The sequence below is a fragment of the Micromonospora sp. DT46 genome (genome assembly GCF_049841735.1).
Taxonomy (GTDB): Bacteria; Actinomycetota; Actinomycetes; order Mycobacteriales; family Micromonosporaceae; genus Micromonospora; species Micromonospora reichwaldensis.
Genome location: NZ_JBNCKW010000003.1, coordinates 166,961 through 191,232 on the forward strand (window position 1 = coordinate 166,961; position 24,272 = coordinate 191,232).

A 24,272-nucleotide genomic window follows, 5' to 3' on the forward strand; every position below is an offset into this window, starting at 1 on the left:
GCCCCCCGCCCATCAGTCGGCCGGCCGGGCGGTGGCCGGCGCGGGGTCGGGGGGCGGCCACCCGGTGGTGACCGGCCCGGGCGAGGGCATGCCCCGGTCCCGGTGCCCGGCGAGCCACCGGTCGTGGGCCTGCTGCCACACCACCGCCGTACGCGGCTGCGCCAGCACGTGGTTGACGAACGCGACCAGCTCCCGGCCGTCTGTCAGGCGGAACGCGAAGGCGTGCGGCTCGTCGGTGAACCAGGTGCATTCCTCGTCCCGGTGGTGGTCGCAGGACCGCCTCTCCGGCCGGGGCGCCTCGGTCACCAGCGTCGTGTCGGGGGCCATCCGGGCGAAGCCCAGCAGGATGTTGTCGTCGGTGCTGACCCCGTCGACCTGTTTCTGACGCAGCATGACCAGGCAGTCGACCGGGTGCGGGGCGTGCACCGGGACCGGCCGCAGGCCGCCCGCGGTGCGGTAGCCGGCGATCATCGCCAGCGAGGTGGTGTCCGTGGCGGCGCAGACCCGCCGGCCACCGAGCTGTTCCATGCCCGCGAACTCGGGCGTGCCGTCGGCGTTCCTGCGGACCAGCACCGTCTGCCCGGAGTCGAGGTAGTCGTTGGAGAACAGCACCCGCCGGGCCCGCTCGCAGGACGCGGTCAGCGACGTGGCGACGACGTCGATCTCCCCCTTGTCGAGCATGGCGAAGGCGCCCTGGCCGGGCGGCACGGCCTTGAAGGTCAGCCGGTTGCGCGGGTCGTCGGCCGGCCAGAGGGCGCGGGCCACCGCCAGCATCAGCTCGATGTTGAAACCCTCGAACCGCTGGGTGCTGGCGTCCCAGTGGCTCATGGTGGCGTCGGACGGGTCCACGCCGGCGACCAGTTCGCCCCTGTCGAGGATCTGGCGCGGGGGCGTCGGGTCGGGCGGGAGGCTGCGGCGTACCGGGCAGACCCCGCCGGTCGCGTCGGTGGTCGGCGTCGTGGCCACCCCCGGTGGCCGCGCGGGGGGCGCGGGTGCGGGTGCCGCCGGCGCGGCGCACCCGGCCAGCGCCGCCAGGAGCGCGAACGACGCGGCCCGGCGCCGGGGCCGCGTCGGGGTCCGCCGGGGTATGGTCACTGGTACTCCAGGTGGCGCTGGCGCAGCCCGGCCACCACACCGGCGGCGGCGAGCAGGGTGACCCAGGCGGCTGGGCCGCCCAGGTGGTGGCGTGCCTCGGGCAGCTCGGCGACCATCCGGGTGACCTCCTCGTTGCGGGTGGTCAGTTCGGTCAGCAGGTGGCCCTCCGCCGCGACGAACGCCCGGCCCGCCGATCCCTCGGCGAGCACGGTGTCGACCGCGTCGCGGAACGCGTCGGGTGTCTTGATCTGCCGGGCCGGCCAGACGTCCCGCTCCAGGGCGGTGCAGTCGATCCGGTCCTTCGGTGGTTCCCGCCCCCCGGCGGGCTCGGAGCAGAGGTCCCGGCTGTCGAAGTCCGCCTTGTGCCCGGCCGGGTCGACGCTCGCGCCGAGCCCCAGGTAGACGTCGGCCCGGCCGGCCAGCAGGGCGCCGAGCCGCTGCTGGGTGGCGCTCTGCGCGTCGATCGCCCGTTCCAGTTCCGGGAACCCCCGGTCGGCGTCCGGCCAGTGCCACCACGAGGAGACCAGCATGGCCAGCACGGCCGTGGTGGCCACCGAGGCCAGCAGCAGGCCCGCGTTCAGCCGGCGCCGGGTCCGCCGGCGCAGCCACACCTGCACCACCACCAGGGCGGCGAGGGCGCCCAGCGGCACCAGCACGGACGCGGCCAGCCAGGGCCGGGCGTCGGCGCGGGCGTCGAGCAGGAGCCTGGTGTCGTAGTTCCACAGGCCCTGGGCGGCGGTGAGCAGCTCGGTGGACATGTAGTGCGACGCCTCCCGCGCGTAGGCCGAGGCGAGCACCGCGCGGGCCGCCGGACTGCCCGTCCCGGCCTGCTCCGCCGCCCCGGCCGGCGGGCAGGGCTGCCGGTTGCCCGTGGCCGTCGCGGAGAGCGGACCGGCGACCCGCAGGGCGGCGCACACCACGTCGCGGTAGACCTTCAACCGGGCGGCGATGGTCGCCAGCCGGGTGAGCCGGTCCGGGTCGCCGACGGCGTTGCCCATCGAGTCGGTCAGCGTGCGCTCCACCTCGTGGACGGACGCGTCGTAGGCGGCCACCAGCGGGGCCCGGCGGTCCTCGGCCGGCGGCAGCAGGAAGACGGCGCTGGCCGCGACGTCCGCGTCGGCGAGGCCCTGGTAGATCTGCCGGGCGGTCGTGCTGGTGCCCACGGCGGTCGCCGCGGACCGCTCGCCCAGTGTGGTGGCCGACGCGCGTGACTGCACGGCGACGGCGGCGGTGGCGGCCAGCGCGGCGACCAGTACGGCGCCGCTGAGCACGATCAGCGCCGGGGTCGTCCGGAGCGCGTCGCGGAGCCGACCGGTGCCGACGGAGCGGGTCGGCCCGCTGGCCGGGGCGGGCCGGTCGGCCCCGGGCTCGTCCCCCGTGTGCGACGCCATGCCCGTCCTCCCGCTCGCCGGGGCCTCCGGCGGCCTCCTGGCGGAAGGCGTCGCGGTACCGGAGGCGGCCCCGTCCGCCCCGCCGGGCGGTCACCCGGGTGGCCACCGGCGGAGTCCGATAGCAGGCGGGTGATCGCGGGCGGGGGAGGACCAGGGTGGCACCGCGGGTGCACGGGCGGCACGCGTTTGTCCGGTATCTGACCTGATCGTCACCGGCCGGCCACGCAGGGGAGTGGCCGGTCCGGTCAGGAGGCTGTGTCGTCGGCCTCGGTCCGGGGTGGGAAGGCCAGGGCGAGGGTGAGGTCGAGGACGGTCGCCGGGTCGGTCAGGCGCTCGCCGTACAGCTCGCGGAGCTTGCCCATCCGGTAGCGGACGGTCTGCGCGTGCACGAAGAGGTCGGCGGCCACGTCGTCGCGCCGGCCCTGGTGCAGCAGCCAGGAGCGCAGGGTCTCGGCGAGCCGGTCGGCGGTGCCGGGCGGCAGCGACGCGAGCGGCGCCAGGACCCGGGCGCGCAGGTCGGCGAGCCCTTCCGGGTCGGTGCTCAGCACCAGCTCGGCCAGGTGCTCCTCGGTGTCCAGCGCCGGCCCGTCGTCGGCCGGGCGCAGGCCGAGCGACAGGGCCCGGACCGCCCGCTGGTAGGAGGAGGCGACCAGGGCCCAGGGCCGGGCGGGGCCGAGCAGGGCGCGGCGGCCGTGCAGCACCCGGGCGAGCTGCCGCCGCCGCTCCCCGTGCGTGTCGGGCACCAGCAGCACCGCCAGGTCCTCGCCCGCCCCGCCCGCCGGAAGGTCGTCGCCGCTCTCCAGGGTGTGCGGGTGCAGCCGGGCGAGCGCCGCGCGGAGGTTGGCCCGGGGCAGCAGGACGACGGTGAGGGTCTGCGGCGGCGGCCAGTCGGCCCGCTCGGCGCTGCGCAGCAGCGCCTCCTCGGGCTCCCCGGCGAGCAGCCGCTGGGTGAGCCGCTCCAGGTTGCGTCGCCGGGCCCGGCCGGCGCTGGCCAGCTCGTCGGCGTGCCCGGCCACACTGGCGGCGGAGAGCTCGTCGATGTACGCGAACATCAGCTCGGCGAACTCGGCGACGATGGCGGCGGACGACCCGCCCTGCACGGTGGTGGTGGACATCTCCCGCCAGGAGACCCGGGCGCCGACGCGGTACGCGGCGAGCAGGGCGTCCATGCTCCGGCCGGAGCGTGCCTCGCCGCTGCCGAGGGCGTACGCGGCCTCCAGCGCGCCGACCAGCGGGGTGCTCGGGTCGCCGCCGTGGGAACGGCCGATGAGCTGGAGGAACGTGCCGAGCGCGATCTGCACCGCAGTCTCGATCTTCTCGCGCATCTGACCGGTCAGGGCGCCGGAGTAGCTGGGCACCTCGGCGGTGATGGCGGTCACCGTGCGTTCGGCGAGCAGGGGCAGCCGGTCGTGCAGCGCGCCGGCCACCCGGACGTCCAACTCGAGGCGGGCCGCGCGCCGCGTGGCCTCCGAGCGTTCGGACACGTTTGTTCCCTCCGCACAAAAAGCCTCGTCCGGTTCACCTTCGCAGGTCAAGATTTTATGCCATTCTGCCGCGACCATCGAATCATGACCACCACCGTCCCGAACCCCTCCGGGAAGGCGGCCCTGCGGGGCCGGATCCTTCGGCTGGCCGCGTCGGTCACCACCCCGCTGCTGCCCGACGACTACCTCGACCTGGTCGCCCCGCTGCGCTCCGGCGCCGACCTGCGCGGCCGGATCCTCGCCGTGCGTCCCGAGACCGCCGACGCGGCGACGCTGGTGATCCGGCCCGGCCGCGACTGGCGCGGGCACACCCCCGGGCAGTACGTCCGCCTCGGCGTCGACGTCGACGGCGTACGCCAGTGGCGGGCCTACTCGGTCACCTCGCCCCCCGCGCGCCGGGGCGGGCCGATCTCGGTCACCGTGAAGGCCATCCCCGACGGGGTCGTCAGCAACCATCTCGTCCGGCGGACCCGGCCCGGGACGCTGGTCCAGCTCGACCAGGCCCAGGGCGACTTCGTGCTGCCGGGCCGGCCGCCGGCCCGGGTGCTCTTCGTGACCGCGGGCAGCGGCGTCACCCCTGTGATGGGGATGCTGCGCGCCGGCGTGGCGGGCGACGCCGACGTCGTCGTGGTGCACTCGGCGCCGACCCCCGCCGACGTGATCTTCGGCGCCGAGCTGCGGGACCTGGCCGCGCGGGGCGCGATCCGGCTGGTGGAGCGGCACACCGACACCGACGGGCTGCTCACCGTGGCCGACCTCGACCGCCTCGTGCCCGACCACCTCGACCGGGAGACCTGGGCCTGCGGCCCGCTCGGCCTGCTCGACGCCCTGGAGGAGCACTGGACGGCCGGGGGGCGCGGCGACCGGCTGCACACCGAGCGGTTCCGGCCGACCGTCATCTCGCCCGGCGAGGGCGGCACCGTCACCTTCGCCCGCTCGGGCGTCACCGTCGACGCCGACGGCGCCACCCCGCTGCTCGACGCCGGCGAGAACGCCGGGGTGCTGATGCCCTCGGGCTGCCGGATGGGCATCTGCTTCGGCTGCGTCCTGCCGCTGCGCCAGGGCGCGGTCCGGGACCTGCGCAACGGGGAACTGACCACGGCGGTGCCCGGCGACGGCGTCCGCATCCAGACCTGCGTGTCGGCGGCGGCCGGCCCCTGCGACATCGACCACTGACCGGAGTACCTGACGTGACCGTGATCCAGAACAAGCCCGACAACCCGATCGCCCACCTCACCGCCGAGGACATCGAGACCATCGGCAGGGAACTCGACGCGATCCGCGCCCGGGTGGTCGCCGACCGGGGCGAGCGGGACGCCGCGTACATCCGCCGGGTCATCTCGACGCAGCGCAAGCTGGAACTGGGCAGCCGGGTCGTGCTGCTGTTCTCCCTCTTCCCGCCCGCCTGGATCGTGGGCACGGCCGGCCTGACCGCGGCCAAGATCCTGGAGAACATGGAGGTCGGCCACAACGTCCTGCACGGCCAGTGGGACTGGATGCGCGACCCGAAGATCCACTCCACCACCTGGGAGTGGGACCACGTCTCGCCCGCCGACCAGTGGAAGCACTCGCACAACGAGCTGCACCACACGTACACGAACGTCCTCGGCAAGGACAACGACCTCGGCTACGGCATCATGCGCGTCGACGAGGACCAGCGGTGGCACCCGTTCCACCTGGGGCAGCCGCTGTGGAACTTCATCAACGCCTGCTTCTTCGAGTACGGCATCGCCGCGTACGACCTGGAGCTGGGGCGCAACCTGCGCAAGGGCCGGCACAAGAAGCCGGAGTTCCGGGCCCGGGCCCGCGCGGTGGGCCGCAAGATCCGCCGGCAGGTGCTCAAGGACTACGTGCTGCACCCGCTGCTGTCCGGGCCCTCGTTCCTGCACACGCTGGCCGCCACCTTCACCGCCAACCTCCTGCGCAACCTGTGGAGCCACTCGGTGATCATGTGCGGGCACTTCCCGGAGGGCGTGGAGACCTTCTCCCGGCGCTCGATCGAGGGCGAGACCCGCGGCGAGTGGTACCTGCGCCAGATGCTCGGCTCGGCCAACATCAGCGGCAGCCGGCTGATGCACATCATGACCGGCAACCTGTCGTTCCAGATCGAGCACCACCTCTTCCCGGACCTGCCCAGCAACCGCTACCAGGAGATCGCCCCCGAGGTGCGGGCCCTGTTCGACCGCTACGGGCTGAAGTACACCACCGGCTCGCTGCCCCGGCAGGTCTTCTCCGCGTGGAAGAAGGTCGTCCGGCTGTCGCTGCCGAACCGGAAGGCGCCCCGCCGGGTCGACGACCGCCCCGCGCCGGCGCTCGCCACGTCCGGCGTCTGACCCGCCCCCGACGCCGCCGCCCGCCGCGAAACGCGCTGGGCGGCGGCGCGGTGTCCCCGTACAGTCGGGGCATGGAGATCAGGCATTTCTTCGCCGCCGCGGCCGCGCGAGCTTCGCGCTCGTCGGTCGCCGCCGCCTGACCTCACCATCACCCGCCGGCGACCGGAAACGGTCCGCCGGCTTTCTCGTTCCCGTCGGCCCGCCGGTCCCCGGCGGCGGACCCTTTCCGGTCGTCCCACCCGGAAAGGCCACCACCATGACGTACGACCCGATCAGCCGCACCTTCCTCGACTTCTTCCGCGAGCGCGGCCACGAACTCGTGCCCGACGGCTCCCTGATCCCGCCGCCGGGCGACCCGGTGCTCTTCACCACCTCCGGGATGCACCCCCTGACCCCCTACCTGGAGGGTCGGCCCCACCCGCTGGGCCGGCGGCTGGTGAACGTGCAGCGCTGCCTGCGCACCACCGACCTGGACGAGGTGGGCGACTCCACCCACCTGACCCTGTTCCGGATGCTGGGCTCCTGGTCGCTCGGCGACTACGACCTGCCCCGCAGCGTGCGGTGGGGCTACGAGCTGCTGCGCGACGGCTACGGCGTGCCGCACGACCGGATGCACGTGACGGTCTTCGGCGGCGACGACCGGGTCGGCCCGGACGAGCCCTCGCTGCGCACGTGGGGTGAGCTGGGCGTGCCCGTGGAGCTGACGGGGGAGGAGAACTGGTGGTCCAACGGCCCGACGGGGCCGTGCGGGCCCGACACCGAGATCTTCGTCTGGACCGGCGACGGCCCGCCTGACGGCACCCCCGGCACCGACGAGCGGTGGATGGAGGTCTGGAACCACGTGGGGATGTGCTACCACCGGCACGGCGACGGCCGACTGACGCCGCTGCGGCAGCCCAACGTGGACACCGGGATGGGCCTCGAACGGCTGGAGATGGTGCTGCGCGGGCACCGCTCGGTCCACGAGGGCGAGGGCCTCGTGCCGTGGGTGCACGACGTGTCCGACGTGTGGGGCCTGCGCGACGCGTCGCTGCGCCTCGTCGGCGACCACCTGCGCACGGGCGTGGCGATGGTCGGCGACGGCGTACGGCCCTCGAACACCGGCCGCGGCTACGTGCTGCGCCGGCTGTTGCGCCGGACGCTCACCACGCTGTGGCGCGACGACGCGTCCAGGACCCTGTCCGACCTGCCGACCGGGCCGGTACGGCACACCCTCGACGGGTTCCGGCAGTCCGTCGGCGTGGCCGAGGTGCGGGACGTGTTCTCCGGCGAGGAACGGCGGTTCCGGGAGCTGCTGCGGCGCGGGCGGCCGGTGGTCTCCCGGCGCCGGTCCCGGGGACCGCTGACCGAGGCGGACTACCGCGATCTGCACGACACCCACGGGCTGCCGCGCGACCTCGTCGACAATCTGCTCGCCGAGGTGGCCTGACCTCCTCGCCCGTTGCCCGTCGCCCGTTGCCCGTTGCCCGGGGGACAGGTGGCGGCGGCGCTCGCCGCGCCGACGCCGGAGGGGTCGCCGCTGCCGTCCGGGCCCGGACCGCCGCTGCCACCCGGGGAACCGGGCCGCCGCTGCCGTCCGTGCCCGGGCCGCCGCTGCCGTCCGGGGACCGGGCCGCCGCTGCCGTCCGGGGACCGGGTCGCCGCTGCCGTCCGGGCCCGGGTCGCCGGTCCCGGACGGCAGCGGGAGCTGGCAACTAGCTGGCGTAGGTCTCGAACTCGGCGACCTTCGGCGCGCCGCTCGAACCGGTGATCCTGAAGGTGATCTTGGTCAGGGACGTCGCGGTGAAGGTGATGACGCCCGCCCCGCTGCCGGAGGCCAGGACGGCGCCGGTGCCGTTGTTGACGAGCTGCCAGGACCCGATGCTGCCCTGGGTGCCCGACGGCTCACGGATGACGACCCGGGCGACCCTGGTGGCGGAACCCCACTTGATCGAGATGTCGCCGGTCGCGCCCGACGGCGACCAGTGGGTGCTCAGGCTGCCGTCGCGCACGTTGCCGTAGCTCGTGCCGTCGGCCTTGCTGGAGCCGTCGGAGCCGGCGCCGATGCTGAGGTTGCTCCCGCTGGGCGGGTTCGTCGGCCCAGGGGTGGGGCTGCTGGTCGGCCCGGGCGTCGGGCTGGTGGTCGGCCCCGGGGTGGGGGTGGTCGGCGTCGGTGCCGGCGTCTGCGGCGAGCAGCTGCCGTTCGACTCCCGCAGGCCGGTGTTGGCGCCCGCCGTCTGGCGGACGACGTCCGGCACGCAGGCGGCCCCGTCCAGGCTGTAGGAGTACGGGATGCTGACGCTGGTGTTGGACACCGGGTTCGGGCCGGCCGGGTTGTGGTCGCCGCTGCGGCTGGACCAGGTCACGTTGTCGAAGACGTTGCCGGCGACCTGCCAGTAGCCGGCCTCGCTGGTGTAGAAGGTGCCCAGGACGTCCTTGGAGTTCCGGAAGTAGTTGTTCTCCACCTTGGCCCTGGCCCCGGCCCGCGAGTTGATGCCGGACTCGTGGAGGCTCACGTAGTGGTTGTTGTAGATGTGCGCGATGCCGCCGCGCAGCAGGGGCGTACGGGAGTCGATGTTCTCGTACAGGTTGTGGTGGAACGTGACGAAGCCGTTCGAGCGGTCGCTCTCGCTGGACCCGATGAGGCCGCCACGGCCGGAGTTGCGCAGGATGCTGTACGACAGCGTCACGTACTGGACGTTGTCCTTCATGTCGAAGAGGCCGTCGTACCCCTCCGACTCCCCGCCCGAGGCCTCCAGGGTGGCGTGGTCGACCCAGACGTTGCGGACGGTGCTCTCCATGCCGATGGCGTCACCGCCGTTGGACGTGGGCGAGCCCGACTTCTTGACGTTCCGGACCGTCACGTTCCGGATGATGATGTTGCTGGAGTCGCGGATGTGGATGCCCAACTGGTCGAAGACGGCTCCGCTGCCGACCCCGATGATCGTCACGTTGCTGATCTGCTTGAGCTCGATCACGCCGGCGGCGGTGTTGCAGCTGTCGCCCGACACCTTGGCGGTGTTGCCGTGGTTGATGGTCCCCTGCACCTCGATGATGATCGGGGTGCTGCTGCTGGCCCGGGTGCACAGGGCCGTGTGGATCCCGGTGCCCGTGCTGACCCGTACCGTCTGCCCGCCCGCGCCGCCGGTCGTGCCGCCGTTCTGGGTCGCGTAGCCGGTGGCGGCACCGGCGGCTGCCGACGCCTGCTGCATCGGCAGGACCGCCACGCCGAGCGCGGCCCCGACGGCTGTCGTGGCCAGTGCCACCTGGAGTCGCAGTGCGACTGGTCGTCTCATCCTTGCCTCACCTTCGTATGAAATGCCGGGTGTTGCTGCCACGTGCCGTGGTCCGGCCGGCGGGGCCGTCGAGGCTGCCGCCGTGCCGCCGGCCGCCGGACGGGTCGCTCGTCGACCCGGCTGTGGGGGTGTTTCTTCTCGATGCGGAGCGGGTCGGCGGTTCCGCCCGGCCTCGACCGTCGAGGTCGTCGGCCGCGAGGCCGCCGTGATCGTGCTCCGCCCGTTCCGCCTGTCGTGATGTCGTCGCCCGTGCCCGGAAAGCGCTTTCCAGCGAGGATAGGGACCTGTCTATCGATATGGCAAGAACCTGTCCGGATTGCGGTGTGATGCCCTGCTCCGCCCATCACGACAGCCGCCGTCCGCGCCGCCGCCGGTAGCGGGGGCATGGGCGTCGGGTGATGCGGTGGCCGGCCGGATCAGACAGGATGACCTGCGCGAGGGCATCGCCGGGCCGCGCCGCGGCCGACGGCCCGCCCGTCGACGGAAGGAGACCCGTGTCCACCCTGCTCTCCCGTCGCGACCTGCGCTTCCTGCTGCACGACTGGCTGGACGTGACCCGGCTGACCGAGCGGCACCGCTACGCCGAGCACTCCCGGGAGACCTTCGACGCCGTGCTGGAGCTCGCCGAGCGGGTCGCGGTCGAGCGGTTCGCCCCGCACAACCGGGCAGCCGACCTCGCCGAGCCCACCTTCGACGGCCGCCGGGTGCACACCATCGCGCAGGTCAAGGAGGCTCTCGACGTCTTCGCCGAGACCGGGCTGCTGGGCGCCGGCATGGACGCGTCCGTCGGCGGCATGCAGCTGCCGCACGTCGTACGGGCCGCCTGCTTCGCCTGGCTCCAGGCCGCCAACGCCGGCACCTCGGCGTACCCGCTGCTGACCCTCGGCAACGCCAACCTGCTGCTGGCGCACGGCAGCCCCGAGCAGATCGACACCTGGGTCCGCCCGATGGTGCAGGGGCGCTTCTTCGGCACGATGTGCCTGTCCGAGCCGCAGGCCGGCAGCTCGCTGGCCGACATCACCACCCGCGCCGAGCCGCAGGACGACGGGACGTACCGGCTGCACGGCACCAAGATGTGGATCTCCGGCGGCGACCACGAGCTGTCGGAGAACATCGTCCACCTGGTGCTCGCCCGGATCCCCGGCGGCCCGCCCGGGGTCAAGGGGATCTCGCTGTTCATCGTCCCGAAGGTGCTGCTGGGCGACGACGGCGCGCTCGGCCCCCGCAACGACGTCGTGCTGGTCGGCCTCAACCACAAGATGGGCTACCGGGGCACCACCAACACGCTGCTCAACTTCGGCGAGGGCGTGCACCGGCCCGGCGGGCGCCCCGGCGCGGTCGGCTACCTGGTCGGCGAGCCGCACCAGGGCCTGGCGCAGATGTTCCACATGATGAACGAGGCGCGCGTCGGGGTGGGTGCCGGCGCCACCGCCCTCGGCTACACCGGCTACCTCAAGTCCCTCGCGTACGCCCGCCAGCGGCCACAGGGCCGACCGTTGGCCGACAAGGACCCGGCCACGCCGCAGGTGCCCATCGTCGCCCACCCGGACGTGCGCCGGATGCTGCTGGCGCAGAAGAGCTACGTGGAGGGCGCCCTGGCGCTCGTCCTGTACTGCGGTCGGTTGCTCGACGAGGAGAAGACCGCGCCGGACGCGGCGGACCGGGAGCGGGCGCGGCTGCTGCTGGACGTGCTCACCCCGATCGCGAAGAGCTGGCCGTCGCAGTGGTGCCTGGCCGCCAACGACCTGGCCATCCAGGTGCACGGCGGCTCCGGCTACACCCGCGACTACGACGTCGAGCAGCACTGGCGCGACAACCGGCTCAACCCGATCCACGAGGGCACCCACGGCATCCAGGCGCTGGACCTGCTGGGGCGCAAGGTCACCATGCGCGACGGGGCCGGGCTGGCGCTGCTGGTGGAGACGGTCCGGGCCACGACCAGCCGCGCGTGGAAGGCCGGGGGCGAGGCCGCCGAGCTGGCCGCCCCGCTCGGCGCCGCCCTCGACCGGGTCGCCCTGGTCACCCGGCGACTGTGGAGCACCGGTGATCCGGAGGTGGCGCTGGCCAACGCCAGCGTCTACCTGGAGGCGGTCGGCCACGTGGTGATCGCGTGGATGTGGCTGGAGCAGCTTCTCGTCGTCGAGGCAGCCGGCGGCCCCGGTGACGGCCCGGACGCCGACCTGCACGCCGGCAAGCGGCAGGCCGCCCGGTACTTCTTCCGGCACGAGCTGCCCCGCACGGGGCCGCAGTTCGACCTGCTGGACAGCCTCGACCGGACCACGCTGGAGATGCGCGACGACTGGTTCTGACCCGCCCTCGCCGGTCCCGCCGGTCCCGCCGGTCCCGCCGCCCCCGCAGGCAGCGCTGTCCCACCGGCCCCCGCCGGGAGCGCGGTCCCGCCGGGTTGGTCGGTGCGCGGCCCGCCTATCCTTGCCAGCCATGAACCCCGGTGACGTGACCGTTCCGCCGCCCGCAGACGGAGCCGAGGAACGGCTGGAGACCCTGCGGCGCTGGTGGCGGCTGCCGGCTCCCGCGCGGCGCGAGGTCCGGCTGCTCAGCCGCTCCGGTCGGCACCACCCGGACCGGGAGATCGCCTGGGTGGCCTGGCGGTGGGCGCAGGTCGTGCTGCCGCCGGGAGCGCCGGAGCCGGGCCGGGCCCGCAACATGCTCAGCGCGGCCGGCTTCTGGGCGCTGATCCTGCTGGATCTGGTCACCGGCGTCGATCCGACGGACCCGCCCGAGCCACGGTGGCTCGACCGCCGCCGGGCCCGGCGCGTCCTGCGGGCCGGCCCACCCGTCGCCTGACCGCCCGGCAGCCGGGGCGACCGTGCCGCCCGACGGGGTGCCGGCCGGCGGGTTGCCGGCCGCCCGCCCCGATCCGCACCACCCGCGGCTGCACCGCCCGGCCCACGACACCGCCTCACCCACCACCGGAGCGCCGGGCCCGGCGGTCTCAGCCGTCGGCGAGCAGCCGGTCGCGGACCTCGCGGCGCAGGACCTTGCCGATCTGGGAGCGGGGCAGGTCCTTGACGACGACCACGCGGCGGGGCACCTTGTACCCGGCCAGGTGCCGCCGGCACGCCGCCCGCAGGCTCGCTTCGTCAGGCGGCTCGGCGCCCTCGTCCAGGACGACCGCCCCCACCACCTCCTCGCCGCTGTGCTCGCCGGGCAGGCCGACCACCGCGGCGTCGCGGACGCCGGGAACGCGGCGCAGCGCGTCCTCCACCTCCGACGGGTAGACGTTGAACCCGCCGGTGATGATCAGCTCCTTGATCCGGTCGACCACGCGGACGAAGCCGTCGGCGTCGGCCACCACGACGTCCCCGGTGCGCAGCCAGCCGTCGGGCAGCAGCGCCGCCGCCGTCTCCGCCGGGCGGTTCCAGTAGCCGGCGAACACCTGCGGCCCCCGGATCAGCAGCTCGCCCGCCTCACCCGGGGAGCGGTCGCGCGACGGGTCCTCGGGGTCGACGATGCGGATGTCGGTGGACGGGAACGGCACGCCGACCGTGCCCGGCCGGCGGGCGGGGGAGACCGGGTTGCCGAGCGCGACGGGGGAGGTCTCGGTCATGCCGTAGCCCTCGACGAGCAGCCCGCCGGTGACCGACTCCCACAGCTCGACCGTCGCCGGGGGCAGCGCCATGGCGCCGGAGATGGCGTACCGGGCCGAGGAGAGGTCGATCCCGCGTTCCCGGGCGGTCGTGGCGAGCTTCTCGTAGATCGGCGGGACGGCGGGCAGGAAGGTCGGCGGCCGGCGACGCACCGCCGCCAGCGTCTGGTCCAGGTCGAAGCGGGGGAACAGCACCAGCGTGGCGCCGATGCCCACCGAGAAGGTGAGGCAGAGCGTCAGCCCGTACGCGTGGAACAGCGGCAGCACCGCGTACACCGTCTCCTCGCCGTCGCGCAGGCCCGGCACCCAGGCGCGGCCCTGCGCCGCGTTGGTCCGCAGGTTGCGGTGGCTCAGGATGGCGCCCTTCGGCGTGCCGGTGGTGCCGCCCGTGTACTGCAACAGCGCCGTGTCGTCCGGCCCGGGGGCGGGATGCGCGGCGTCGAGGGGGGTGGCCGCGGCCACCAGCCCTTCCCAGGACAGCGCACCGGGCGCGGGCCCGGTCATCGCCGCGCGGGTGGCCCGCGCCCGGGCCAGCGGCAGCCGCAGCGCCCAGCGCTTGCGCCGGGGCAGGGCCCGGGTGAGGTCCACCGCGACCACGGTCTCGACGGCCGTCGCGCCCGCGCTGTCGCCGACGAGAGGGGCCACCTTGTCCCAGACCACCGCGACCCGGGCTCCGTGGTCGGCGAGTTGCCGGGTGAGCTCCTGCGCGGTGTAGAGCGGGTTGTGCTCGACCACCACCGCGCCGAGCCGCAGCACGGCGTAGAAGGCGACCACGTGCTGCGGGCAGTTCGGCAGCACCAGCGCCACCCGGTCGCCCCGGCCGACGCCGAGCCGACGCAGCGCCTCGGCCCCCCGGCCCACCTGGTCGTGCAGGTCGGCGTACGTGGTGGTGGCGCCGAAGAAGTCCAGGGCGATCCGGGGACCGAAGCGGCGGGCGGCGTCGCGCAGCAGGTCGACCAGCGACTCGTCGGACGGCGCGACGGTCGCCGGCACGCCCGGGGCGTAGCTGCGCAGCCAGGGTCGCTCGGCACTCAGGTCCATGTCTCTCCTCCGCCCGCGCCGGACCACTTCCTACTTAACGGTAACCTACGGCTGCGTAGGTATTGGTGGATCCCCCCGTCCGACCGGCCCCGGCCGTAGACTCCGACGGTGCGGGATCGACGGGTCGTGGCGCTCTGGTCCGTGTTCGCCCTGCTCGCCGCCGCGTCGTCGGCGCTCGTCACGCTCCGCCCCGACCGCCTTTCCGACCTGCACATCTATCGTGGCGCACTGCTGCACCTGCAGGCCGGCCGGCCGCTGTACGAGTTCGCCGCCGAGAACGGCGGCCCCTTCACCTACCCGCCGTTCGCCGCGCTCGTGCTCTGGCCGGTCTCGGCCGTCGCCGAGGGGGTCGTGCAGGGGGTCTGGCTGGCGCTGATCTGCCTCGCGGTGGTCGCCATCGCGGTGCCGGTCGGCCGCGTACTGGCTGGCGGGCCTCGGCGGCACCTGGTCGTGCCGGCCGTCGCCTGCGCCCTGATGCTCTCCACGCCGGTGCAGAGCAATCTGCGCTTCGGCCAGGTCAGCGTCTTCATCGTGCTGCTCGCGCTGCTCGACGGCATGGGCGTCCCCCCGGCCCGGCTGCGGGGCGTCCTCGTCGGGGTGGCCGCCGCGATCAAACTGACCCCGCTGCTGTTCGTTGTCTACTTCCTCGTCACGGGCCGCTACCGGGACGCCGGGCGGGCCGTCGTCACGTTCCTGGCCTGCGCCGCGCTGGGCGCGGTGGTTCTCCCGGCGGAGAGCTGGACCTACTGGACCGAGGCGGTGCGCAACACGTCCCGGATCGGCAACCTGGCCTCGCTGGGCAACCAGTCGGTGCACGGCATGCTGCTGCGCCTCGGCCTCGACCAGGCGTCGCTCCCGCTGCTCTGGGCGGCCCTGGTGGCCGCCGTCTGCGCGGTGGCCCTGCTGCGGGCCCGGCACCTGGCCGCGCACGGGCGCCCCGGCCACGCCGCCGTGCTCGTCGGCTGCGCGACCGTCGCCGCGTCCCCCGTGTCCTGGACGCACCACCAGATCTGGCCGGTGCTGGCGGCGATGCTGCTGATTGGGGCCGACGGGGTCGCCCGGCGGGTCGCCGGCGGCGCCCTGCTGGTGACCATGGTGGTCTCGCTGGGGGTGGCGCTCAGGCCGGTCTCGACCACGTCCGGGGTGCAGTTCCTCCTCGAGAACGCCCGGGCCCTCGGCGTCGCTGTGCTCTGCCTCGCCGGGTTCGGCGGGGCGGCGCTGGCCGCGGCCGGCGCGGGCCGACGGACCCCGGCGACCCGCGGCTGGCTGCGGGTGGGCACGACCGCCGCGTTGGCCGTGGCGTTCTTCGCCGTGCAGCCGCTGCCCGCCGGCGCCGATCCGACCTTCAAGGCGTACGCGCTCTCCGACGTCGCCAACCCGCGCTACTTCTTCGTCTGCCGGGGCCCGGCGGAGTGCGCCGCATACGGCACGGACGCGCCGGTCACCTTCGGCACCCGCAGGGAGAAGACCAAGGTCCGCGTCAACGGGGTGGTGTCGCCCGCCGTCGCCCGGCTGGAATACCACTCCGCCCCCGGGGGCGCGCCCCGGGCCATTCCACTGCTCGCGCCCTACCCGGGCCCCCGGACGTTCTCGTTCCGGTCGGCGACCATGACCCACGGCCGGCTGGTCGCCTACGCGGCCGACGGGCGCCCGATCGCGACCTACGACGAGGAGTTGGCCGCCGCGCTCGCCGTCAGCGGTGCCCGGCGGAATGGCGCACCGCCCGCCGGCCCTTGACCACCCCCAGGACGACGACCGCGACCAGCGCCACCACGCCGATGATCACCAGCCAGCGGACCGCCTCCAGCAGCAGCCCGAGCAGGATGAGCGCGCCGGCGACGACGCCGACGGCCCAGAGCATGCCTCGCATGTCCACCTCCCGTGACTCCGGCCGCACGGCGCGGCCTGGCCGTCTGCCTTCCCGGCCCGCACCCGGCCATGCCGCCACGACCGGCGAAGTCCTCGCGCGGCACGCCGGTGGCGCACACTTTCGCTGACCTCACCGTCGTGGTCCGGGCCGCGGCGTCGGCCAGCACCGCGTCCAGCGCCGCCCGGAAGCCGGCGGTACGGGAGTACGCCGCGCACGCCCGCAGGGCCGCGACGGTCCGCCGACCTCCTCCGCGCCGGAAGGCCTCGGCGGTCCGCCGACCATCCGGCTACCTGGCTCGTCGGTGCCGGCGGACGTGTGTCGGCCGGCCGCCCCGCCGCTGGTCGACAGGATGGATCTTGGACAGTTGTCGTCCTCAGGTAACGACAACTGTCCAAGATCACGAATGGATGTGGCGGTGCGGGCGGCAAGCGTCCGTCCCGATCAGGCGCGGCGTCCGCTGTTCAGGTCGGTGTACCTCGCCCTGTGGGGCAGCGGGGCCGTCCCGTTTCCGCGGCTCTCGTGCAGGAGGCGCAGCGTTCCGGCGTCGCCCGTCGGGGTGTCCGGTGACCGCGTCAGCGCTGGGCGACGTAGACGGTGTTGGCCGACTGCCCGCCGGTCAGCGGGTTGGCGAACGGGACGACGTGCGCCCGCGCGGTACGGAACACCTCGGCGAGGACGGCCTCGAAGTCGGCATCGGGCGGATCGTCCGACCAGAGGGCGAACACCCCGTCAGGGTGCAGATGGGCGGCGAGCCGACGCAGGCCGTCGGGCGTGTAGAAGGGGGCGTGGCCGGGGTGCAGCACGTTGCGCGGCGAGTGGTCCACGTCGAGCAGCACGGCGTGGAACCGCCGCCCCGGCTCCCGCGGGTCGAAGCCGGTGCCGTCGGCCACCGCGGCGAAGAAGTCGGCCCGCACGAACCGGGTACGCGGGTCGGCGGCCAGCCCGGCGGCGAAGGGCAGCAGCCCCCGGCGGTGCCAGTCGATGACGTCCTCGATCGCCTCCACCACCACCAGCGAGCCGACCCGGTCGTCGGAGAGCGCGGTGCGGGCGGTGTAGCCGAGGCCGAGGCCGCCGACGACCACGTCGAGCCCCTGCCCGGACAGGGGAGCCAGGCCCAGCCGGGCCAGCTCGATCTCCGCGACGGGAAAGAGGCTGGACATCAGGTACTCGTCGTCGAGCTTGACCTCGTACACCTCGACGTCGAGCGACGGGTCGCGGCGCCGGCGCAGGCTGATGAGGCCGATCGGGGTCTCCCGCCAGGCCAGTTCCTCGAATCGCACGCCCACGGGCCCGGATGCTACCCGCCGCCGCCCCGGGCGCCGGCGGCCGGCACGCCATTCCTCCCGCCCGGCCGGGTATGCCCACCCGTCGAAGGCCATCCGACCGGGGCCGGGCAGGGGGCGCGCGGTGGCGGACATGCTGGCCGGACGGCTGCACCTGACGGAACGGGCGCTGCGGATGGAGTCGGTGCCGGTGCCCGAGCCGCAGAACGGTCAGGTGCGCGTCAGGGTCGAGGCGGCGGAGGTCTGCCTGTCGGACGTGCAATTCCGCTACGTCCGGTCGGGCCGGTCCCGATGGTCGGGTGGGCTCTGACGGTCGGGCCGGTCCCGCCGGTCGGGTGGGCTCCGATGGTCGGGCCGGTCCCGCCGGTCGGGTCGGCCGAAGCGGCGGCGCCGCACGACCGCGACCGCCGTAGCCGCCGTCGCCACCGCCACCAGGGCGACGGTCCACAGCAGGGGGTCCGTCCGCAGGTGTGCGGGCAGTTGCCCGGCCAGGACGAACACGCCCATCGCCGCCACGAACCAGCCGAACGCCCGGCGCAGCACGTCCTCGCGGACGCGTCCGGCCAGTCGGCCGCCGGCCAGGCTGCCGAGCACGGCCGCGGCGGTGACGGCGGTGGCCAGGCCCGGGTCGATGTCGACGGTGGACAGGTAGCCGGCCAGCCCGGCGAACGACTTCATCGCGATGACCACGAGCGAGGTGCCGACCGCGACCGGCATCGGCAGGCCGCCCAGCAGCGCGAGGGCCGGCACCACCAGGAACCCGCCGCCCGCGCCGACCAGCCCGGTGACCAGTCCGACCACGACGCCGTCGAGGAGCACCCGCGCCACGGGCAGCTCACGCCGCTGCCGCCCGGGGCCGTCGTGTCGGCCCCGCAGCATGGCCGTCGCGGTGGCGATCATCATGACGGCGAAGCCGGCGAGCAGGACGGCGGGCGGGACGAACGCGGCGAGGCGTCCGCCGCCGTACGCGCCGGCCATGCCCGCGGCCCCGAAGAGCAGGCCGGTGCGCCACCGGACCCGGCCGGCCCGGGCGTGCGGCAGCGCGCCGACGGCACTGGTCACCCCGACGACGAGCAGTGAGGTGGCGATCGCCTCGCGGGCCGGCAGGTCCGCCACGTAGACCAGTAGCGGCACGGCGAGGATGGACCCGCCGCCGCCGAGCAGGCCGAGGCTCATCCCGATGAGGACGGCCAGCCCGACGGTCAGCGCGAGGCTGCCGGTCACGGCAGGGGCCGGGGCGTCGGGTGGTCTCCGAGCCGACCGACGACGGTCTCCACGTCGCAGCTCGCGCCGCGGTTGTAGGGGAGCCTGCCGAGCAGCATGCCCATCGCGCAGGTGTCGGTGACGGCGGCGAAGGTGAGGCCGGCGCCGATGAGGCCGGCGACCCACTTCAGGCCGGGTACGAACACCGAACCGAGGACGCTGAGCAGGACGATCGAGCCGGCGACGAGGCGGACCTGCCGCTCCAGCTCCCAGCGGGGCGTGCCCCGTCGGACCGGTCCCCGGGCGGCCTGCCACGCGGTCATCCCGCCGTCGAGGATCCTGAGGTCGGGCAGCCCGACGCCCGCGAGAGCCTGCCCGGCCCGGGTGGCGCGGGCCCCGGAGCGGCAGATGAGCACCACCGTCTCGTCGAGGTGCCGCCGCAGCTCCTCGCGGTGCTCCCTGAGCACGTCGAGCGGCACGTTGTGGGCGCCGGGGACGTGGGCCGTCCCGAACTCCGCGGGGGTGCGCACGTCCAGCATGCGCGGAGCGCGGCCGGAGTCGATCAGCTCGCGCAGCGTGGCGGCGTCGAGGGTGGGCAGGGCGCTCGGTGAGGTGGTCATCGCTCCTCGTTCAGGGGTCGATCGCCCGTGGAAGGGCAGGGTGAGCCGGACCGGCGCCGCTCGGCGGCGGGCGCGCGTCGCCGCGCGGACGACCGGTGGCGTACGCAGGGGGCGGGGTCGGCGGTGCGGGGTCGGTCAGGCGTCGCCGGGGCTCATGGCGACTCCGGCGGCTCCGGCCCGGCCGAACTTGTCGTCGATCACGACGACCTCGCGGCCCGCGTTGGCCAGCAGGGACGCGGCGACCGTGGCCCGGTACCCGGAGCCGCAGTGCACCCAGACGGTGCCGGCGGGCACCTCGGCGAGGCGCCCGGGCAGGTCGGGCAGGGGGATGTGCACGGCGCCCTCGACGTGACCGGCGGTCCACTCGTTGGTCATCCGGACGTCGAGCACCACGTCCGGGGTGGGCAGCCCCGCCGGGGTGTCACCGGCCCGGGCGGCGGCCAGCGCGGGAAAGTCGGCCATCCGCAGCTCGCGGAGCTGTCCCGGCCCGGTGGTCCACCGGTCGGGGTCGCCGGTGGCCTGGGCGGCCGGCCGGTCGATGCCGATGCGGACCAGTTCGCGCTGGGCGTCGGCGACCTGCTCCTCGGTCTCCGCCAGCAGGGTGAGCGGCGCGCCCCAGTCGATGAGCCAGCCGAGCCAGGTCGACATCGGGCCGTCGAGTCCGAGGGCGACCGTGCCCGCCAGGTGCGACGTGGCGTACGCCTTGCGGTGGCGCAGGTCGACGACCCACTGGCCGGCGGCGATCCGCTCCCGCAGCTCGGCGGCGTCGGCCCGGGCGACCGGGGTGAGGTCCACCGGCGTCGGGCCGGCGAGGTTCGCCACCCCCATGTGGGCGTAGTACGCCGGGTAGGCGTCGAGCCCGGCGAGGGTCTCGGTGACGAACTCGTCGGCGGCGAGTCGCAGCACGGGGTTCGCCCGCTTCTCCCGGCCGATTGTCGACTCGGGCGCGTCGGCCTGGCTGGCGGAGCAGAAGCTGCCGAAGCCGTGGGTGGGCCACACCTCGGCGCCGTCGGGCAGCAGGTCGGCCAAACGCCGGGCCGAGGCGTGCTGGTGGTGGGCGAGTTCGTGGGCGTGCTCCCCGCCGAGCAGGTCGGTGCGCCCGGTGGTGCCGAAGAGCAGCGAGCCGCCGGTGAAGACGCCGACCGGGCGCCAGCCGGAGTCGTCGGCCTCGTCGAGCACGTACGACAGGTGGTGGAACGTGTGTCCCGGCGTGGCGAGCACCCGCAGCCGCAGCGCGCCGGAGACGGGCACGGTGTCGCCGTCGGCGACCGGCGCCCGGTCGAAGTCGACCTCGTCGTCCGCGGCGACGAGGTAGCGGGCGCCGGTCAGCCGGGCCAGCTCCAGGCCGCCGGAGACGTAGTCGTTGTGGATGTGGGTCTCCACCACGTGGGTGACGCGTACGCCCTTCTCGCCTGCGAGGTACAGGATCCGGTCGATGTCGCGCTGCGGGTCGACCACGATCGCCACCGTGCCGTCGGAGGCCAGGTAGCTGCGGTCGCCGAGCGAGGACGTCGCGATGACGGACACCTCAACTGCCATTGCCGTGCTCCTTGTGGGATCAAATACCCCGGGGGGTATGCGGCGGACACACGTCGGGGGTGTTGACGCGTGCAATCTGTCTACCCGCACACGCCACTGTCACGCAACGTGTGCGGTGCGTTTCTTCCGGCGGTGGTCAGGCGAGGGCGAGGAAGAGCTTCTCCAGCTCCTCCTCGGTCATCTCCGGGGAGTCGCCCCGCTCGCGGGCGGCGGTGCAGTGCCGCATGCCGGAAGCGATGATCTTGAAGCCGGCCCGGTCGATCGCCTTCGACACCGCCGCGAGCTGGGTCAGCGCCTCGCGGCAGTCCTGGCCGGTCTCCATCATCTCGATGACCGCGTTGAGCTGGCCCCGGGCCCGCTTCAGGCGGGTCAGGGCGTCGCTCGTCATCTCGGGTCGCAGCTTCACCGCGCGCCTCCTCCCTCTCTCCGGCATACCCCCGGGGGTACCCGTACGTGCCCATGCTATCCCCTTAAGCGAGAGGCGTACGCGTCCGCGCGGTGATCCTGGTCGCTCCGGCGGGGCCCAGGCACCGGGAATCCCGGCGCCGCCGCGACGCAGGGTCCTCGGGGCATCGACGCAACGCTTATCCTGTGCCCCGACCGCCCATCGGAAGGGACGCGATGCCGTCGCGGCAGGACCAGCTGCACTCGTACCAGTTCACCGTCCAGCGGGCCGTCGCCGCCCTGGTGATGCGGGAGACCGACCCGGCGCAGTCGCCGTTCCGACGGCTCGCCGGCGCCGGCCTGGCCAGCGTGCTGGTCGCGGCCATCGGCCTGGGCGGCTTCGCCCTCTACGGCCTCTTCACCGGGGGCGGCAGCACGTGGCGCGACCCGGGCGCGGTGATCGTGGAGAAGGAGTCCGGGGCCCGGTTCGTCTACCGGGAGGAGAAGCTGCACCCGGTGCTCAACTACGCCTCGGCCCTGCTGATCATCGGTGCCGAGCGGCCGAAGACGGTGCTCGTCTCCCGTCGCGCCATCGACGGGGTGCCGCGCGGGCTGCCGCTGGGCATCGCCGACGCCCCCGACTCGCTGCCCGCCAGGGGCCGGCTCTCCACCGCGCCGTGGACGGTCTGCTCCGCCGCCGGCGAGGCCGACCGGACGACGCCCCGCTCCGCGCTGCTGATCGGCGTGACCGCCGGTGGCGGCCGGGCCCTCGGCGAGGACGCGCTGCTGCTGCGCCACCCCGACGGCGGGCTGCACCTCGTCTGGCACCAGCGCCGTTACCTGGTGCGTGACACCAACCGGGTGCTGGCCGCCCTGGCGGCCACCCGAGCCCGGGCGGTCCCGGCGGCCCCGGCCCTGCTCAACAGTCTGCCCGCCGGCGCCGACCTCGCCCCGCTCGCCCTGCCGGCCGAGGGGGAGCGCTCCGCGCGGGTGTCCGGGGCGCGGATCGGCGACGTCTACCTGGTGCGCAACTCCGGGGGTGGCCGGCAGTACGCCGTCGCGCTGCGGGACGGCCTGGCCGGCATCACCGAGTTGCAGGCCGGCCTGCTGCTGGCCCGCACCGGCCAGGGCGAGCCGGAGCCGATCACGCTCGGGCGGTTCGCGGCGCTGCCCAAGCTGCCCGACCTGGCCCCGACGGGGCCCACGGCACCGCCGACCGCGCCGCCCCGGCTGGCCGCCTCCGACGGGGCGGGGCTCTGCGCCCGGGTGGGCGACGACGGTGGCGTCACGGAGGTCCGGCTCGGCGTACGGCTGCCCGACCTCGCCGCCGCGCCGCGCACCGTCCCGGCGGCCGGGGGTGGGGTGCGCGCTGACCACGTCGTGGTGGAGCCGGGCCGTGGCGCGGTGGTCGAGGCGGTCGCGGCGCCCGGTGCGACCGGCGGCGCGGTCTCCGTGGTCACCGACCTGGGCCGACGCTACGTCCTTGCCGGCGGCGAGGTGCTGGGCACGCTCGGCTACCGCGACGTGCGGCCGGTGCGGCTGCCGGCCAGCCTGGTCGCCCTGGTGCCCGCCGGCGCCACGCTCGACCCGGCAGCCGCGCGGGTCGTCGCCGCCCCCGCCTGAGCGCGCCGCCGGCTGGGCCGGTGCCAGTGCCGGAGTCGCGCCGCCGGCTGGGCCGGTCCCGTGCCTCCGCCGGAGTCGCGCCGCCGGCTGGGCCGGTCCCGTGCCCCCGCCGGAGCCGCGCCGCGACCTCGGGTGGCCTCGGCGAGGGCGAACCGGTCGGGCTCGGCCGGGCGGGGCTCAGTCGGCGGGGCGACGCAGCACGGTGACGGCGAAGTCGGCGTCGTCGCGCCACGGACGCAGGTCCCAGGTGGCGAAGCGGTGCTCCAGCCGCAGGCCGGCGGCCACCGCGTCGGCGTCGAAGCCGGTCAGCGGGTAGCCCCGGTCGGTGCCGAAGCCGACCGCCAGTACGCCGTCGGGGCGCAGGTGGGCGGCGACGCGGCGCAGCACCTCCCGCTCGGTGCCGGGGGCGACGAAGGCCAGCACGTTCCCGGCCACGACCGCCGCGTCGAACGGCTCCGGCTCGCCGGCCGCCGCCAGGTCCAGCTCGGCCAGGTCGGCGACCAGCCAGCGCGGGCCCGGGTGGTCGGTGCGGGCGGCCTCCACCAGCGCCGGGTCGGCGTCCACCCCGATCACGGTGTGGCCCCGGGCGGCCAGCGCCGCGCCCACCCGGCCGGTGCCGCAGCCGGCGTCGAGGATCCGGGACCCGGGTGCGACCAGCGTGTCCAGCAGGCGGGCCTCGCCGGCCAGGTCGGCCCCCTCGGCGGCCAGCCGGCGGAACCGGTCGATGTACCACTGCGAGTGCTCCGGACCGGTCTCGGTCTCCCAACGGGTCGGGTTTGCCATGCCGCCACCGTAGCCGGGTCCCCGGTGCTCCCCGGGGGGTGGGGCGGACGGGGCGATGCCCCGCCGGTGCCGTGGGCCGGGGAAGCCGTGGCCGCTCAGGCCGGCGGGACGTCGCCGCCCGGGCCTCCCGCCGACGAGTCGGCAGCGCCGGCCGACGGATCGACGACCCAGTGATTGGTGCGGAAGAGGCGGCCGGCGAACTCCGTCTGCTCCTCGCCGACGAGAGCGAAGCCGACCGATCGGCAGATCGCGTTCGACGCGGCGTTGGTCGTGGCGGGGAAGGCGTGGACGAGGCCCCACCGGCCGTCCGCCCGGGCCAGGGCGAGCACGGCGCGGACGGCTCTGCCCGCGAGGCCCCTGCCCTGGAACTCCGGCACGACCATCCAGCCGATCTCGGAGACGCCCCCGTGGGAGTACAGCGTCACCGTCCCCGCCACCTGCGCGGAGTCGCCGGTAATGATCATCTTGATCCAGGCGCTACCGTCCCGGAGGGTCTCGAGGTCACGCCGGAGCTGGGCGGGTACGCGCTCACGCGGCTGCGGGCCGCCCAGCTCCGCCATCACGGCCGGATCGCAGCGCATCCGCACGTACGCGTCGAGGTCGCCCGGCTCCACGTCGCGCAGCCGCATCCCGACCGCGGGCGGGGCAGCCGTGGGCGCGTCGTCGTCGGGGACCGCGCCGGGGGAGGCATCCACCCGGCCCATCCTCGGTCAGCGCCCACCGCGCGGCAACCCCGCCCGC

21 protein-coding genes are annotated in these 24,272 nt (G+C 75.0%); 8 read left to right on the top strand and 13 right to left on the bottom strand.

The genetic code is table 11. The features are described 5' to 3' along the window. Positions 1–12 precede the first annotated feature (12 nt). The 3 genes from ACLQ20_RS08610 to ACLQ20_RS08620 all read right to left on the bottom strand — a co-directional run bounded on the left by ACLQ20_RS08610 (position 13) and on the right by ACLQ20_RS08620 (position 3,970). A complete protein-coding gene (locus tag ACLQ20_RS08610) occupies positions 13–1,095 on the bottom strand; it encodes a transporter substrate-binding domain-containing protein (protein WP_425854899.1) in 1,083 nt (360 codons plus the stop codon). Next, complete coding sequence (locus ACLQ20_RS08615) at positions 1,092–2,486, bottom strand: hypothetical protein (RefSeq protein ID WP_425854901.1); 1,395 nt, start codon at positions 2,484–2,486, stop codon at positions 1,092–1,094. Before ACLQ20_RS08615 ends, ACLQ20_RS08610 begins: the two co-directional genes overlap by 4 nt. A 245-nt stretch (positions 2,487–2,731) precedes the next feature. Beyond that, positions 2,732–3,970 (bottom strand): PucR family transcriptional regulator, encoded by a 1,239-nt coding sequence (locus ACLQ20_RS08620; RefSeq protein WP_425854902.1) that lies wholly within the window; start codon positions 3,968–3,970, stop codon positions 2,732–2,734. Between the two features lie 84 nt (positions 3,971–4,054). Between ACLQ20_RS08620 and ACLQ20_RS08625 the strand changes: the two genes are divergently transcribed. The 3 genes from ACLQ20_RS08625 to ACLQ20_RS08635 all read left to right on the top strand — a co-directional run bounded on the left by ACLQ20_RS08625 (position 4,055) and on the right by ACLQ20_RS08635 (position 7,732). Continuing rightward, positions 4,055–5,146, top strand: coding sequence for a ferredoxin reductase (locus ACLQ20_RS08625; protein WP_327028068.1), 1,092 nt, complete (start codon positions 4,055–4,057; stop codon positions 5,144–5,146). 14 nt (positions 5,147–5,160) lie between these two features. Then, positions 5,161–6,303, top strand: coding sequence for a fatty acid desaturase family protein (locus ACLQ20_RS08630; RefSeq protein WP_327028069.1), 1,143 nt, complete (start codon positions 5,161–5,163; stop codon positions 6,301–6,303). Positions 6,304–6,559: 256 nt separating this feature from the next. Further along, the gene (locus ACLQ20_RS08635; protein ID WP_425854904.1) at positions 6,560–7,732 is read left to right on the top strand and encodes an alanine--tRNA ligase-related protein; all 1,173 of its coding nucleotides are present in this window, start codon (positions 6,560–6,562) and stop codon (positions 7,730–7,732) included. 265 nt (positions 7,733–7,997) lie between these two features. On the opposite strand, the gene ACLQ20_RS08640 is transcribed toward ACLQ20_RS08635, so the two are convergent. Beyond that, positions 7,998–9,578 (bottom strand): pectate lyase family protein, encoded by a 1,581-nt coding sequence (locus tag ACLQ20_RS08640; protein WP_327028071.1) that lies wholly within the window; start codon positions 9,576–9,578, stop codon positions 7,998–8,000. A gap of 494 nt (positions 9,579–10,072) precedes the next feature. Here ACLQ20_RS08640 and ACLQ20_RS08645 point away from each other — a divergent pair, with 494 nt between their 5' ends. Together ACLQ20_RS08645 and ACLQ20_RS08650 are read left to right on the top strand one after the other, a co-directional pair. Next, a complete protein-coding gene (locus tag ACLQ20_RS08645) occupies positions 10,073–11,887 on the top strand; it encodes an acyl-CoA dehydrogenase (RefSeq protein ID WP_425854906.1) in 1,815 nt (604 codons plus the stop codon). A 130-nt stretch (positions 11,888–12,017) separates the two neighbouring features. Beyond that, complete coding sequence (locus ACLQ20_RS08650; RefSeq protein WP_151457840.1) at positions 12,018–12,383, top strand: hypothetical protein; 366 nt, start codon at positions 12,018–12,020, stop codon at positions 12,381–12,383. Between the two features lie 148 nt (positions 12,384–12,531). Here ACLQ20_RS08650 and ACLQ20_RS08655 read toward each other — a convergent pair whose 3' ends face one another. After that, positions 12,532–14,226 carry a long-chain-fatty-acid--CoA ligase gene (locus ACLQ20_RS08655; RefSeq protein ID WP_425854909.1) on the bottom strand — a complete coding sequence of 565 codons (1,695 nt, stop codon included), beginning with the start codon at positions 14,224–14,226 and terminating at the stop codon, positions 12,532–12,534. A 108-nt stretch (positions 14,227–14,334) separates the two neighbouring features. Here ACLQ20_RS08655 and ACLQ20_RS08660 point away from each other — a divergent pair, with 108 nt between their 5' ends. Continuing rightward, entirely contained in the window at positions 14,335–15,963 is a 1,629-nt protein-coding gene (locus tag ACLQ20_RS08660) for a glycosyltransferase 87 family protein (protein ID WP_425854910.1), read from the top strand. On the opposite strand, the gene ACLQ20_RS08665 is transcribed toward ACLQ20_RS08660, so the two are convergent. Continuing rightward, positions 15,920–16,096, bottom strand: a complete 177-nt coding sequence (locus tag ACLQ20_RS08665) for a hypothetical protein (protein WP_425854912.1) — start codon at positions 16,094–16,096, stop codon at positions 15,920–15,922. The two genes, ACLQ20_RS08660 and ACLQ20_RS08665, sit on opposite strands and share 44 nt — an antisense overlap. 572 nt (positions 16,097–16,668) lie before the next feature. After that, a complete protein-coding gene (locus ACLQ20_RS08670) occupies positions 16,669–17,382 on the bottom strand; it encodes a spermidine synthase (protein WP_151454698.1) in 714 nt (237 codons plus the stop codon). A 121-nt stretch (positions 17,383–17,503) separates the two neighbouring features. Between ACLQ20_RS08670 and ACLQ20_RS08675 the strand changes: the two genes are divergently transcribed. After that, a complete protein-coding gene (locus ACLQ20_RS08675; protein ID WP_425854913.1) occupies positions 17,504–17,689 on the top strand; it encodes a hypothetical protein in 186 nt (61 codons plus the stop codon). Here the strand turns inward: ACLQ20_RS08675 and ACLQ20_RS08680 are convergent. The 4 genes from ACLQ20_RS08680 to ACLQ20_RS08695 form a co-directional block, all read right to left on the bottom strand. Next, complete coding sequence (locus ACLQ20_RS08680; RefSeq protein WP_425854914.1) at positions 17,647–18,603, bottom strand: sulfite exporter TauE/SafE family protein; 957 nt, start codon at positions 18,601–18,603, stop codon at positions 17,647–17,649. The two genes, ACLQ20_RS08675 and ACLQ20_RS08680, sit on opposite strands and share 43 nt — an antisense overlap. Beyond that, positions 18,600–19,202 (bottom strand): rhodanese-like domain-containing protein, encoded by a 603-nt coding sequence (locus ACLQ20_RS08685; protein ID WP_151454696.1) that lies wholly within the window; start codon positions 19,200–19,202, stop codon positions 18,600–18,602. Before ACLQ20_RS08685 ends, ACLQ20_RS08680 begins: the two co-directional genes overlap by 4 nt. A gap of 135 nt (positions 19,203–19,337) precedes the next feature. Next, positions 19,338–20,741, bottom strand: a complete 1,404-nt coding sequence (locus ACLQ20_RS08690; protein ID WP_425854917.1) for an MBL fold metallo-hydrolase — start codon at positions 20,739–20,741, stop codon at positions 19,338–19,340. Positions 20,742–20,877: 136 nt separating this feature from the next. Next, entirely contained in the window at positions 20,878–21,147 is a 270-nt protein-coding gene (locus ACLQ20_RS08695; RefSeq protein WP_151454694.1) for a metal-sensitive transcriptional regulator, read from the bottom strand. A gap of 215 nt (positions 21,148–21,362) precedes the next feature. Between ACLQ20_RS08695 and eccB the strand changes: the two genes are divergently transcribed. Then, positions 21,363–22,748: a type VII secretion protein EccB gene (gene eccB, locus ACLQ20_RS08700; RefSeq protein ID WP_425854920.1), complete on the top strand. Its 1,386-nt coding sequence runs from the start codon at positions 21,363–21,365 to the stop codon at positions 22,746–22,748. 177 nt (positions 22,749–22,925) lie between these two features. Here eccB and ACLQ20_RS08705 read toward each other — a convergent pair whose 3' ends face one another. Beyond that, on the bottom strand, positions 22,926–23,531 hold the full coding sequence (locus ACLQ20_RS08705; RefSeq protein ID WP_425854922.1) for a class I SAM-dependent methyltransferase: 606 nt from the start codon (positions 23,529–23,531) through the stop codon (positions 22,926–22,928). 95 nt (positions 23,532–23,626) lie between these two features. Further along, positions 23,627–24,226: a GNAT family N-acetyltransferase gene (locus ACLQ20_RS08710; protein ID WP_425854923.1), complete on the bottom strand. Its 600-nt coding sequence runs from the start codon at positions 24,224–24,226 to the stop codon at positions 23,627–23,629. Positions 24,227–24,272: the final 46 nt, after the last annotated feature.